We start from the raw sequence: 13,132 nt of genomic DNA, 5'->3' as shown, positions 1-13,132 counted from the left end.
CGATAGGGTTTGGCCGCGGTTCGCCGGCGTCCCTACAGCCCGGCCAGCCGTGCCCTGCCTGCCTCGCTGATCGCCACCTTGGTGCGCTGCGTGCGCGCCTGGCGTTCGACCACGTCGAGCCAGCGCCCCTCCTCGGTGAGCTCATGGGCAGCCCGGATCACCAGGGCATGCTCCACCTCGAACAGCCTGGCGAAGCTGCGGGTATCGTCGGCAATATCCAGGGTCACGGCGGCAAGGATGACGCCGTCGAGCGGCGAAAGGCGTGGGTCGAGCCGCCGGATCGCCTCGATCGTCGCCAACAGATCTTCTTCTTCCTCGCTCATGCGGCCACCGCCACCCGGCGCCGGAGAGAAACCAGAACCGATTTGGAGGTCGGCGTATCGCTTTCCTCTCCGGCGCTCGACAACGGCACCAGCACGTTCGCCTCGGGGTAATAGCCCGCAATGCAGCCGCGCGGGATGTCGTAGGAGACCAGTCGGAAATTCTCGGCGACGCGGGTGATGCCATCGTCATGCTCGCCGACGAGATCGACAAGCTCGCCGGGCATGGCGCCGATGGCGGCGATGTCGTCGGGATGGATGAAGATCACCCGGCGCTCGCCCTTGATGCCGCGATAGCGGTCGTCATGGCCGTAGATCGTGGTGTTGTACTGGTCGTGCGAGCGGAAGGTCTGCAGCACGAACACGCCCTTGCGCCCCCGCGCCTGCTGGAAGGCCGTCGCCTCCGGCAGGGGCACGGCCGCGAAATTGGCGAGGCCGGTCGGCGTGTTCCACTCGCGCTCGGCGGCAGCATTGCGCAGATGGAAGCCGCGCGGCTTGCGCACCCTGGCATTGTAGCCCTCGAAGCCGGGAATGGTGCGGGCGATCCTGTCGCGGATCAGGTCATGATTGTCGGCAAGCGCCGCCCAGTCGACCTTACCCGAACCGACGGTCGCGGCAGCAATGCCGGCAATGATGGCCACTTCCGAACGCAGTTCCTTGGAGGCAGGCGGATTGATGCCGCCCGAACCGTGCACCATGCTCATCGAATCCTCGACCGTGACGATCTGGATCTTGCCGGCGCTGTTGCGGTCGACCTCGGTGCGGCCGAGGCAAGGCAGCAGATAGGCGGCGCGCCCCGGCATCAGATGCGAATGGTTGAGCTTGGTCGCGATGTGGACGGTGAGGTCACAGGCCCGCAACGCCTTTTCCACCAGGGGCGAGTCCGGCGTGGCGCGAGCGAAATTACCACCGAGACCGATGAAAGCCTTGGCGCTGCCGTCGAGCATGGCGCCGATGGCGGCGAGCACATTGTGGCCGTCGGCGCGCGGCGGCTCGAAGTCGAATTCCCGGGCCAGCGCATCGAGAAAGGCTGCCGGCGGCTTTTCGTTGATGCCGACGGTGCGGTCGCCCTGCACATTGGAGTGCCCACGCACCGGGCACAGGCCTGCGCCGGGGCGACCGACATGGCCGCGCAGCAGCAGGAGATTGGCGATCTCGCGGATCGTGGCCACCGAATGGAGATGCTGCGTCACGCCCATCGCCCAGGTGCAGATCACCTTCTCGGCCGCGAGGTAGATGTCGGCGGCCATCTCGATCTCCACCTGCGTCAGGCCCGACTGGTCTTCGATCTCCTCCCAGTTCGTCGCTTCGACGGCGGCGCGATAGGCGGCGAGGCCATGGGTGTGCTCGGCCAGGAAGGCTTCGTCCAGCAGGGTCGGTCGGCCGGCGGCGCGCTCGGCGTCGTCGCGGGCGAAGACGGTCTTGGCCATGCCGCGGAAGGCGGCCATGTCGCCGCCAAGACGCGGCTGGAAATAATCGCTGGCGACCGGCTTGGAGCCGCCGCGCAGCATTTCGAGCTTGTCCTGCGGATCGGCGAAACGTTCGAGGCCACGCTCGCGAACCGGGTTGAACACCACCACGCGGGCACCGCGCATCGCTGCGCGCCTGAGGTCGCCGAGCATGCGGGGATGGTTGGTGCCGGGATTCTGGCCGACGACGAAGATGGCGTCCGCCTCCTCGAAATCCTCGAGCAGCACCGTGCCCTTGCCGACGCCGATGGCCTGGCGCAGGGCGACGCCGCTCGCCTCATGGCACATGTTCGAGCAGTCCGGGAAATTGTTGGTGCCGTAGAGCCGCACGAAGAGCTGGTAGAGGAAAGCTGCCTCGTTGCTGGCCCGGCCCGACGTGTAGAACTCGGCCTGGTTCGGATCGGCCAGCGCGTTGAGATGGGCGCCAATCTCACGGAACGCTTCGTCCCAGGCGATCGCCTCGTAGCGATCGCTGGCCCGATCATAGCGCATCGGATGGGTCAGCCGGCCCTGGGCTTCCAGCTCGTAGTCGCTCCAGCCACTCAGTTCGGCGAGCGTGTGCTCCCGGAAGAAGACCGGCGTGGTGCGCTTGTCGGTCGACTCCCAGGCCACGGCCTTGACGCCGTTCTCGCAGAATTCGAAGGAAGAACCATGCTCCGGGTCGCCCCAGGCACAGCCGGGACAGTCGAAACCATCGGGCTGGTTCGCCTTCAGCATGGTGCGCGCACCCGTCAAAGGCGAACCGCTCGCCATGAGATGCCGGCCACAGCTCTTGAGCGCGCCCCAGCCACCGGCAGCCGCCTTGCGAAGCCCGGACTTGCCGGCTTCGGTCTTCGTGGTCTCGGTCATGGAGGGCTCGCGTCGATCTGAAAAACTGCCCTTGCGAGATATGGGCGACAACCAGCTTTATCAAATCGAAATATTCTATCGTGCGATAGGATATTGCCTTCATTCAGTATTTATATGCAGCCCTGTTCATATTTATACGAATTACAAACTGGGTACGCGGTCCATTTCCAGTCATACCGCGCAATAACATGTCGCTATAGGCGCATCAGCGACACGAAAGCGGGCTTCATGCCTATTTCAGAGGCATCAACTCTCATCACCTCAAGTAGATCTGCACATATTGCATGGCGCGTCAGCGCCAGGCTCATACCGGGCCACGACGCAACCTATTTCAGGAAGAGCTTGTGGCGAGTTGGCAACTACGGAGCGGCAGCCACCGGCGCCGTCGGCATCGGAGCGAGCTTGCGCAACTCCTCCGCCATGCCGGGCGAGAGCTCGCCATCGGCCTTTCCTTCGATGAGGTTGCGCTTAAGCAATTCCTGCTGCAGCACGACCCGGTATTCCCTGGGCCATTTGCCGAAATTGGCCAGGATGTCGTCGACGCTGCGCGGATCGCCGCCGACGACGGCATCGCCCATCATCCGGGCGGCGGCGGCATAGTTCTGCGGCACGCCGAGGCCATCGAGATACATCAGGGCGAGCTGATAGGTGGCGTAGCTTTCACCCGCCTTCTGCGCCTTGCCGAATTCCTCCAGCGCATCCTTGACGTCCTGCCGGACGCCGTAGCCGGTCTTCAGCATCAGCGCGAGATGGATGCCGGTATCTTCCGGGCGCGGCAGACGGGCCTTGTCGAGCGCAGCCATGCCCTTGGCATAGTCCTTCGGCACATTGAAGCCGAAGAGATACATGTAGCCGATCCAGACATTGGCCGCCTGGTCGCCAGCTGCGGCCGCCTTGCTCAGGTCGCGCGTGATACCGGCCTTGCCGCGCAGACGCTCGAAGGGCTCGACGAAGCCGCGTTTGAAGAAGAAGGAGCCGAGCGGCTGCTGCCAAGCCATGGTGAGGGAGATGGAGCTGTTGCCATCCGGATTGCTGGCCCCGCCGGCTCTCGCCTTGAACAGGCGGCCGGAGCTGATCCAGCCGCCCTGGTTGCCGGCGATGCCGGCGCGCAGGTTCATGCCCAGGGCCTTGTCGTTCTGACCCGCATCGGCAAGCGCATCGCCAAGCTGGTGCATGAAGCGCCGCTCGCGCGGATATTGCTTGAGCGCCGCCTCGCAGGCCGCAACGACCTCCTTGGGCGAGGCTGCACGGGTACGGCGCATCACGGTGTCGGGATCGAGCGGTGCCGCTCCGATGCGATCGCATTCGGTTTCGGGCGCCGGGACGCGCTCGCCGGCCGGCGGCGGCAGCGGATCGAGTTCGCTGACGCCCAGGAGCTGCTTGAGCCGTTCTTCCGCCGCGCCGGCGTCCCGGGAATCGCGGTAACGGTCACGGAATTCCTCGATCACATCCGGCATGTCGACATCCTTGACCACTTGCCAGACACGCGGATCGGTCATGCGCAGCATCGCGCCGTTGCCGGACCCGCCATTCTGGAACAGCGAGGGTGGCACCGCCAGCGGCGTGAACTTGGTCTGCTTGCGCGGCGGCGGCTCGACCGGCGGAGGCGGTTCGGCCGGCGGCACCATGGCCACCTGCCCACCAGTTGCGGGCGCGAGCGTGATGACGTCGCCGCCGAGCGAGCCGTTGAAGAACGGCGTCTGCTGCCTGTCGGTGGCGTTCAGCACGTCGTCGCGCACCTTGCCTAGGGCGAGGCGGATGTCGAGGCCGGGTTGGGCGAGATAACGCGCCAGGGCCTGTGCATAGGGGCTGTTGATGCCGTTGCCGTCCAGCGCCACGCTGCCCTCGCGGGCGGCATAGGCCACGAGCACATTGTCCCCTTCCGGCTCCACCCGCGCCAACCCCTTGCCGACAGAGCGTGTGCCGCGCGTGCGCGCCATCCTGGCGAGGAAGGGATTGTTGCGGCAGGCATCCAGGATCACCAGCTTGAGCTGTCCGGCTCCGTCGGTGGATTCGACCACGCGCGACAGCGCCAGCGTCTCGTCCTGCACGTCGCGGTCGCTGGACAGATGCGCATCGGTCGGCACCAGATAGTTCTCGCCGCCGATCTCGATGCCGTGCCCCGAAAAATAGATCACGGCGATATCGGCGCCCGAGGCGCTGGCCTGGAAGCGGCGCAGCGCCGCGATCATGCCGGCCCGATCGGCGTCGACGATGGTATCGACCGCATCGAAGCCGGCCTTCTGCAGGGTCTCCTTCAGCAATCCGACGTCGCGCCCGGGATTGGCGAGGCGCGGCACCTTGGCATAGTCGCTATTGCCGATCAGCAGCGCCACCCGCCGGCCGGCGAGCGCGGTGTCCGGCATAACGGCCAGGACGAAGAAGAACAGCAAAGCAAGGCAGCGTGTCATCGGGCAATCGAACCGTTTGTGAAACTTCATGGCCACGGAAAGGCGGTGCTTCACTCTCCGATGGAACAAGCTGGCGCCAATGTCCATGGCCGTCTCAGGCTTTCGGCCCTCCAACCCGCCCCCTACTTCGGAATCACGACTGCCTTGGTGACTGTCTCGAAATCCGGGCGCCAACGGTCGAACCGAGACCCGAGCGCATAGCAACTGATGGCAGTCCGGCCCTTGGCCGTTTCGAAGATGGTCCAGAGATGGCGGGGCTTGCCGGGGAACTCGCTGACAAAGTCGGCGGTGAAGGTGATGCCCGCTATGCCCTGCTGGCTGATATCCCTCACACTTCCCATGCGAAAGTTACCGTTGAGTTCCTGCTGTGCCGCCTGGAGCAGGCCGGCCCGTCCCGGCTGGGCGGCCGCCTTGCCGCCCCTCGCCCCGGCGGTAAAGGCCACCTTGCAATTGCCGATTCCCCAGGCTTCGCGGGAGATCTCGAAAGCCGCGCCGCCAGGCTTGGACGCCCGCGTGACGGTAAACTCCCAGGATAAGTCGCCCACACCCAGGCCGGTTTTCCCGTCACGGACCGGCTCGGCCCACGCCGCGGACATCAGCGACAGGCTCAATAGGAAAGCCACAAGCATCTTCATGAATAAATCCCGCCGTTCAGCGAATCAAAACGTAGCGGAATGACGATAACGATACTTTCCTACAATAGGAAATTTATCGATTGCGAGAATGATTTACTCAATCGGAATGTATACCCATCAATACCAGAGCGTGTGCGCGCACCGACCGTGCCAACGGCTCCAACCGGTAGCCGCCCTCGACCTCCGAGACGATACGGCCGCCGCAGACCTTCTCGGCCACCTCCATGATCGCGTCCGTCACACTGGCATAGTCTTCATCCTGCAGTTCGAGATGGCTGAGCCGGTCCTCGCCGTGAGCGTCGAAACCCGCAGCGATCACAATGAGATCGGGCCGAAACTCCATAACGCGCGGCAGGATGATGCCGCGCCAGGCCGCGAGAAAGACCTCCCCGCCATCGCCGGCCTTCAGCGGCACATTGACGATCTGCCCATGGGCACCCTGCTCGCGCGCTCTGCCTGTACCTGGATAGAGCGGCATTTCATGGGTCGAGCAGGCCATCACATCCGGATCGCCCCAGAAGATGTCCTGGGCGCCGTCCCCGTGATGGGCATCAAAATCCAGGATGGCAACCCTGTCAGCACCATGGGCGACCTGCGCGTGACGTGCCGCTATCGCCACCTTGTTGAACATACCGCCGCCGCCAGGTGCGTCATATTTGGCATGGTGGCCATTGGGCCGGGTAGCGAGCAAGGCATTGCGTGCCCGCCCGCTCATCACCTCGTCGACACAGAAGGTCACACCCCCGACCCCGTGCATAGCCGCCTCCAGCGTACCGGGTGACATCACCATGGTATCACTGAGGCGGTAGAAGCCTTCCCGCGGCGCCACCGCCATAACGTGCTCGATATAATCGGGCGCATGGACGAGCAACAGGGTTTCAAGACTGCCTCGCGGCGCCAATTCGCGCCTCAGGCTGGCAAATTCCGGTCCCGCCAATCCTTGTTCGATCGCAAGCAGACGTTCAGGGCGTTCGGCGAGACCGCCGGTGTGGTGGTCGAGGCCTGACGGATGAGAGACATAGAGCGTGGTCATAGTTCTCCGTCGTCACCATCGCCGAAGATAAATTTGAACATATGGAGAACAGAAAAACATCGTCGGTACAAGCTTTTTGGTCTCGCAATGGGCGTCGTTTCCTTCATCGCCGCGTCACACCCTAGCCCTATCCAGGCCGGCAGTTTCGACTCGCATTATTCGGGGGCTACCATGATCCAGCGTCGCAATTTCCTGATCAGCGGACTGCTGACCACCGTGATGGCGGCGGTGACGCGGCCGGCGCAGGCGGCCGAGAGCGTTGCTCTTCCCGCGCCAGATCCCGGCAAGCTTGCCACCGATACCGCCTTCTGGTCCGGCGTCCGCGACCTCTATGACGTCGACAGGTCCACCGCCAATCTCGAAAACGGCTATTGGGGCATCATGGCCCGGCCCGTGCTGGAGACCTATGTCGAGAACATCCAGCGCGTGAACCGCCAGAATACGGTCTATGCCCGCAAGTCCTTCGATGCCGATTTCGCCGCCGTGCGCGACCGCGTCGCCGGCGCCCTCGGCGTCTCGCCCGAGGAGATCGCCCTCACCCGCGGTGCCACCGAGGCATTGCAGACGCTGATCGCCGGCTACAACAAGCTCCAGCCCGGCGACACCGTGCTCTATGCCGATCTCGACTATGATTCCATGCAATATGCCATGGGCATGCTCGAGAGCCGACGCGGCGTCACGATCAAGACCTTCGCCATCCCCGAGCCGGCCACGCGCGAGGCCGTGCTGGAAACCTATCGCAAGGTGCTGGCGGAGACGCCCAGGGCGAAATTGCTGCTGCTCACCCATTTGTCGCACCGCACCGGACTGGTGATGCCGGTGCGCGAGATCACGGCGATGGCGCGCGCCAGGGGCGTCGACGTCATCCTCGATGCCGCCCATAGCTGGGGCCAGTTGCCGCTCGACATGACCGATCTCGGCGTCGACTTCGCCGGCTTCAACCTGCACAAATGGATCGGCGCGCCGGTCGGGCTCGGCTTCCTCTATATCCGCAAGGGGCGCCTCGCCGACATCGACACCCATATGGGCGACAAGGACTGGCCGGCCGACGACGTCCGCTCGCGCATCCACACCGGCACGCTCAATTTTGCCGCCGCACTCACCATTCCGGCAGCCCTCGATTTGCACCAGGCGATCGGCGTTACCGCCAAGCATGCGCGGGTCAGCCATCTGCGCAATTACTGGGTGGAGCGCGTCGCCGGCATCGATGCCATCGAGATACTGACGCCGAACGATCCGGCCCTGCATGCCGGCATCACCTCGTTCCGGATCAAGGGCAAGGTGAGCAAGGACGACAACACGGCGACGGTCAACCGGCTGCGGGACGAGTTCAAGGTGCTCACCGTGCGCCGCGCCGGCGTCGCGGCCGGCCAGTGCATCCGCGTTTCCCCGGCCGTCTACACCACAGAAGCCGAACTCGACCGCCTCGTCACCGCCCTGACGGCCGTCACGGCAGCCTGAAGCAAAAAGCGCTCGCCCCGGCTCTCACCAGCGCATGCTGCGGTCGACGCGGATGTCATCCTGCACCGGCGAGACCGCCGCCCGGACGGCGGCGCGCTCTTCGTCGGTAAGATCGAGCATTTCGAGCCCGGCATCGAGCAGGATCGGCGTCGAGGTCGTCTGGGGCACGACCGCGAGCACCTGGCGCTCCTCGGTATCGAGGAAGAACGGCATCTCGTTCTTCTTCAAGATGCTGGTCGCCTTGCGGGTCTTGCCGTCGAGCGAGTATTCATACTTGATCGTCTGGTTCAGCCAGGTCCGGGCCTGCGTCAGGACCTTGGCGACGACAGGCCTCATGACAACCGGTTCGGCCACCGCCCGCCTGAGCCTCGATGCCTTGAGCAGCATGGCAAGGCCCGCAATGCCGAGGACGGCAAACCCGCCGACAAAGGCAAGAAAGGTGAGGATGCGGTCGCTGATCTTTTCGACACCCAGTTCCAGCGTCAGCAGCCGGGGCTCCTCGCGCGAGCGCACAACCCCGGTTTCATAGTCTCCGGCATGCATGTCCACGAACATCATCTCGACCCTGCTCCTGGCACCGTCGGGGGCGATGATGGTGGCCGAGCAATCGGTGAAGACGAGCTTGCGGGTCTTGCACTCGCCATTTGAAATCCGCGCATCGTCGGCGATCTCGTAACTGCGGCTGATCTTGTAATCGCGCCATAGATCCTCGGCCTGCCACCAGGCCATGCCGCCGGCGAAGGCGAAGCCGACCAGGACGACGAAACACCCCGTGAGGCGGCTGATGCCGATACGGTTCGCCCGCAGGGGGCGGGTGGGAAATGCGTCGAGCACACTCATGGGGCCGCTTGATCCGGATTGACGATGGGCTCGTCTTATCGCCGGGCAGCGGGCGTGTCATCAGATCAAGCCGGCTTTCTTCTTGAGAAATTACAGTCGAGTTTCGCCGGTTACACCGACATGACTTCGGCAAGCCGCGATCATCATCGCGCGCGGCCCGGAAACGCTTTCGTTACCGCGTTATCGCCGCTGCACACTCTTCATCCGCAATTTGCGATCCGGCCGCAGTGTGATGCGCAGCTTCGGCTTGGGTTCGGACATATCGACGGAACGCAGCGAGAAGCCCTTCAGCAATACGGCGAGAATGGCTACCGCCTCCAGCATGGCGAAGGCGCTGCCGATGCAGGTGCGCGGTCCGGCGCCGAACGGCATATAGGCATAGCGATGGCGCCCTTTCGCCTGCTCCGGCGCGAAGCGATCGGGATCGAAGCGCTCCGGCTCCTCCCACAGGCTGGCATGACGGTGCACGGCATAGATCGGCACATAGATCGCAGCGCCGGCTGGAATGACATGCTGGCCGAGCTTGAAGTCGACCAACGCCACGCGCGGAATGATCGCCGCCGGCGGGTAGAGCCGCATCGCCTCCTGGAACACCTGGCGCGTATAGGCCAGGCTGGCAACATGTTCCGGCAGGACAGCGCCGGCCTCCCCGGTGACGGCCTCGATTTCCGCCAGGACGCGCGCCTCAACGTCGGGATGGGCAGCAAGGAGATGGAAGGTCCAGGCGAGGCCGAGCGCCGTGGTTTCATGACCGGCCATCACGAAGGTCAGGAGATTGTCGACCACCTGCTCGTCGCTCATGCGGCGCCCGCTTTCCGGGTCGGCAGCCGACAGCAGCAAGCCGAGCAAATCCTGGCGTTGCTCGGACGACTTGCGGCGGTCGGCCACGACGCGCGACAGCGTGGTGCGCAGATAGCCGGCCGATCGCGTAATGCCGCTGCGCCCGGGATAAGGGAGCCATTCCGGCGCCTTGAGCAGGCCCATGGCGAAGGTCCAGCCCGATCCTTCCAGGTAGCGGGTGACGCTGCGCTCCACCGCCTCGGCGTCGATCGCCCCCTGCCCCGACACCATGGTCTCGACGATGATGTCGAAGGTCGTGTGCATCATCTCGTGGCCGATATCGAGTTCAGCGGCGGGAGCCGTTTGGCGCCAGCGCGTGCGGGTGCGCTCCGCGGCAGCGATCATGGTGGGCAGGAAGGCCAGCAGCTTCTCGTGGCGAAAGCCCTGCGCCACCGACTGGCGCTGCCATTTCCAATGCTCGCCATCGGCCGTGAGCAGCCCCTCCCCGAGCGCCGGGCCAAGCCCGCGCCTCGTGTCCTCGCCCTTGCCGAGAGCAGCGCTGTTCGTGGTCAGCGCTTCGTGGATCAATACAGGATCGGTGAGGAAGATCCGCAGCTTGCCGCCGCTGCGCGTGACCACCAACGGCTCCCTGAAGGCCTCGGGCGGGATGACCTTGAGCGGATTGGTGATCATGGCCGAGAACACCGCCAGCAGGGAACTGCGGCTGACGGCGACGCCTTCGCTCGCTTCGGAAATCACGGGATCGACTGCAATGTTCACGCCGGCCTCCATCGCCTCGATTGTACCCACACCAGCAATCGATTTAAGGTAATGACCTTAGAGTTGGGCAGCATTAAGGTGAACACCTTAAATCTGGATGGAGACGCATGGCGACCGGAGCGAAGCAAAGCACGGCAGCAACCAGCAAGGGCGGCCAGACGCGCGGGCGCATCGTCACGCTCGCGCTCGGCCTGTTCAACGAGAACGGACCGGACCGCGTCACCACCGCGCAGATCGCCGCCGCCGCCGGCATCAACGAAGGCAACCTTTATTACCACTTCCGCACCAAGGAAGCGCTGGTCGCGGCCGTGCTCGACCGTTTCGAGGCCGATGCCATGGCGTTGCTGGCGGAAGGAACCGAGGGCACGGCCGATCCGGCGGCCTCCTTCGGGTTGCTGGAGCGCTGGTTTGCCCTGATCTGGGACTATCGCTTCCTGCTGCGCGACATGATCGGCCTGCTGGCGCTGTCCCCCGATCTGCGTCTGCGCGTGCGGGGCCTGAGCGCGCATCTGCGCGAGGCGGTCGAGGCGCTGGCCCAGCGCCTGCGCGAGCGGGACCTGCTGATCGTGCCGGACGAGCAGTTCCAGCCATTGCTGGCCAATCTATGGATCGTGGCGACGTATTGGGCCCTTTATCTCGACCTGCACGAAGGTATCGATGCCCTCACACCGGACCACCTGGCCTGGGGCCTCGGCCAGGTCCGCTGCCTGCTGCGCCCCTATCTCGCGCCCTCCCTCCAGGCCCTGATCTAGGCAGAATCGAGCCGTATTTCCTGCAGCGGATCACCACCATCGATGAAAAACCGCCCTTGCGGCGTCAATGCGGCCGCCAGGCGCAACAGAGCCGTCTCACCGGCCGCCGGATGCCGGCCATCAAGCGCACCGACGCGAATGGCGACGGCCAGGTCATAGGGCACCTCGCCGCGTTCCAGCACGAAGGCCTCGGCGGCGACCTGCCGGAAGCTGAGCCGTCCCGCTGCGATCTCGGCCCTGGAGCCTGCGGCCGCCCGGGCGATCGCACGGGCCGAACGGTCGATAGCCAGGACGTGGCCTTCGCCGATACGCGCCGCCATCGCCCGCGCCAGCGCGCCCGGACCGCACCCGATTTCCAGCACGCGCAGGCCCGGGCGCAACGGCAGAGCCTCGAGGATGGCGCGCAGCCGATCGGAGAGCGCACCCGTCATCGCGGTGCTGGCAATGCCTTGGCGAAATCGCTCCAGGCACAGAAGCCATCCTGGTCGGTGGGGCAGCCCTTGAGCTTCAGGGTCACCCGGCGCGGCGGGTTCTTCGCCGTCAGCTTGGTGCCTTGGCGCAATTGCGCCTTGGTCTGGTAGACATAGTCGAGCCGGAACAGGTCGCGATTGCCCTTGGTGTCGCGCCAGCGCTGGAACTGGATGACGCCGCCGATGGGCGTCTTTTCGTCCTGCCCCGGCAGCACATAGGGCTCGGCCTCGAGGGCGGCGAGGACGGAAGCGACATTGGAATCATGGCCGAACAGCACCGTTACCGGCACGGCCTTGCCGGCCTCCGGCTTCACCAGGGCACCGGCGATATAGGCCAGCATCGGCCCGGCAACGTCACGCGCCACGGCGGGTGAGGTGAACAGGGCTTCCTGGTAGCCGTTCTTGATGGCAGCGAGCGAGCGCCACTGCCCTTCGTTGCGGATCTTGCCCCAGGCGACGTCACCGGGTGGAAAGCCCTCGTAATATTGCAGGGTGAAGGCGTCGACCACGGCATTGCCGAGCTTGAGCGGCCCCTTGGTACCCGGCTCCTCGCCGGCCTTGGCCGTAAAACTGTCCTGGCCCTTGGTCAGATCGCACAGCTTGTCCTGCGTGCAGCTTTGCGACGCCTTGAAGCCGAGGATGCCGTCAAGCAGCCGATAGCCCGATGCCAGCGGCGTGGCCTTGGCCTTCTCGGCCATCGCCGCGACTGCCTGATCCCTGAAGCCATCCTGGTTGTCGCGGATGGAGGGATTAAAGGTGGGATCCATCGAGCCCATCTTGTCCTGGTGGTGCACGGCGACATCGCAGCCGGCAAAGGCGCCGGCGACGAAGAACTGCGCCGTCGCTACCGTGCGCTGCAAGCTGTTGGCATAGATGTGCACGCTGCCGGATGCCGGGCAGGCATCCTTGGGGACCAGGCCGTTCTCCGCCAGCCAGCCACCGATGGAGCGGCCCATATAGGTTTCGAGAATGCCACCCTTGACCGTGAGATTGCCGCCCGGCACCTCCCATTCCGGCCATTTCTTCTCGGTGACCTTGGCGAGCGCACTGCCGCTATTGGCCAGCGGCGCGCGCAGATTGTGCCGGCTGAGCATCAGCACCTGCTCGAGCTTGTAGCCTTCGGGCACCGATCCGGCCGACGCCTGCACCGCCGGAAAGGCGCAGGCTGCCGCGGCCAGCAATACGGCATGTCGTGCGATCATGGCGATTCCTCCCCCTTGCCTGCCCTATCAGTGGCACAGGTGGTGGACGTTGTCGCCCCGACTGTGCGGCGATGGCACGCCGCGGTCCTGTAACAGCGGAGATAAGCGCAATCACGTAATCAAGGTAGGA

At 65.0% G+C, this 13,132-nt stretch carries 11 protein-coding genes; 2 read left to right on the top strand and 9 right to left on the bottom strand.

The window, feature by feature from the left end; all coding sequences use genetic code 11:
* Nucleotides 1-32 precede the first annotated feature (32 nt).
* The 5 genes from BA190_RS20225 to BA190_RS20205 form a co-directional block, all read right to left on the bottom strand.
* Nucleotides 33-323, bottom strand: a complete 291-nt coding sequence (locus BA190_RS20225; protein WP_068291360.1) for a hypothetical protein — start codon at nucleotides 321-323, stop codon at nucleotides 33-35.
* Nucleotides 320-2,638 carry an FdhF/YdeP family oxidoreductase gene (locus tag BA190_RS20220; RefSeq protein ID WP_068291358.1) on the bottom strand — a complete coding sequence of 773 codons (2,319 nt, stop codon included), beginning with the start codon at nucleotides 2,636-2,638 and terminating at the stop codon, nucleotides 320-322. The genes BA190_RS20225 and BA190_RS20220 overlap by 4 nt, the downstream gene beginning before the upstream one ends.
* 359 nt (nucleotides 2,639-2,997) lie before the next feature.
* Complete coding sequence (locus BA190_RS20215) at nucleotides 2,998-5,049, bottom strand: caspase family protein (protein WP_162275160.1); 2,052 nt, start codon at nucleotides 5,047-5,049, stop codon at nucleotides 2,998-3,000.
* A gap of 122 nt (nucleotides 5,050-5,171) precedes the next feature.
* Nucleotides 5,172-5,684 (bottom strand): hypothetical protein, encoded by a 513-nt coding sequence (locus BA190_RS20210; protein ID WP_068291355.1) that lies wholly within the window; start codon nucleotides 5,682-5,684, stop codon nucleotides 5,172-5,174.
* Nucleotides 5,685-5,781: 97 nt separating this feature from the next.
* On the bottom strand, nucleotides 5,782-6,717 hold the full coding sequence (locus tag BA190_RS20205) for a histone deacetylase family protein (RefSeq protein WP_068291353.1): 936 nt from the start codon (nucleotides 6,715-6,717) through the stop codon (nucleotides 5,782-5,784).
* A 171-nt stretch (nucleotides 6,718-6,888) separates the two neighbouring features.
* On the opposite strand from BA190_RS20205, the gene BA190_RS20200 reads away from it, so the two are divergent.
* On the top strand, nucleotides 6,889-8,178 hold the full coding sequence (locus BA190_RS20200) for an aminotransferase class V-fold PLP-dependent enzyme (RefSeq protein WP_068291531.1): 1,290 nt from the start codon (nucleotides 6,889-6,891) through the stop codon (nucleotides 8,176-8,178).
* A gap of 24 nt (nucleotides 8,179-8,202) precedes the next feature.
* Here the strand turns inward: BA190_RS20200 and BA190_RS20195 are convergent, their stop codons facing one another.
* Both BA190_RS20195 and BA190_RS20190 read right to left on the bottom strand, forming a co-directional pair.
* The gene (locus BA190_RS20195; protein ID WP_068291351.1) at nucleotides 8,203-9,018 is read right to left on the bottom strand and encodes a hypothetical protein; all 816 of its coding nucleotides are present in this window, start codon (nucleotides 9,016-9,018) and stop codon (nucleotides 8,203-8,205) included.
* Between the two features lie 180 nt (nucleotides 9,019-9,198).
* Nucleotides 9,199-10,590 (bottom strand): cytochrome P450, encoded by a 1,392-nt coding sequence (locus tag BA190_RS20190; RefSeq protein WP_082979903.1) that lies wholly within the window; start codon nucleotides 10,588-10,590, stop codon nucleotides 9,199-9,201.
* Nucleotides 10,591-10,685: 95 nt separating this feature from the next.
* Here BA190_RS20190 and BA190_RS20185 point away from each other — a divergent pair, with 95 nt between their 5' ends.
* Nucleotides 10,686-11,330 (top strand): TetR/AcrR family transcriptional regulator, encoded by a 645-nt coding sequence (locus tag BA190_RS20185; protein ID WP_068291349.1) that lies wholly within the window; start codon nucleotides 10,686-10,688, stop codon nucleotides 11,328-11,330.
* Here BA190_RS20185 and BA190_RS20180 read toward each other — a convergent pair.
* Together BA190_RS20180 and agp are read right to left on the bottom strand one after the other, a co-directional pair.
* Nucleotides 11,327-11,761, bottom strand: a complete 435-nt coding sequence (locus tag BA190_RS20180; RefSeq protein WP_068291347.1) for a cyclopropane-fatty-acyl-phospholipid synthase family protein — start codon at nucleotides 11,759-11,761, stop codon at nucleotides 11,327-11,329. The genes BA190_RS20185 and BA190_RS20180 overlap by 4 nt on opposite strands.
* Nucleotides 11,758-13,002 carry a bifunctional glucose-1-phosphatase/inositol phosphatase gene (agp, locus tag BA190_RS20175; RefSeq protein ID WP_068291345.1) on the bottom strand — a complete coding sequence of 415 codons (1,245 nt, stop codon included), beginning with the start codon at nucleotides 13,000-13,002 and terminating at the stop codon, nucleotides 11,758-11,760. Before agp ends, BA190_RS20180 begins: the two co-directional genes overlap by 4 nt.
* Nucleotides 13,003-13,132: the final 130 nt, after the last annotated feature.

The organism is Labrys sp. WJW (assembly GCF_001676615.1).
Lineage (GTDB): Bacteria > Pseudomonadota > Alphaproteobacteria > Rhizobiales > Labraceae > Labrys > Labrys sedimenti.
The sequence above is the reverse complement of the archived record's forward strand: the minus strand, read 5'-3'. Positions and strand labels throughout refer to the sequence as shown.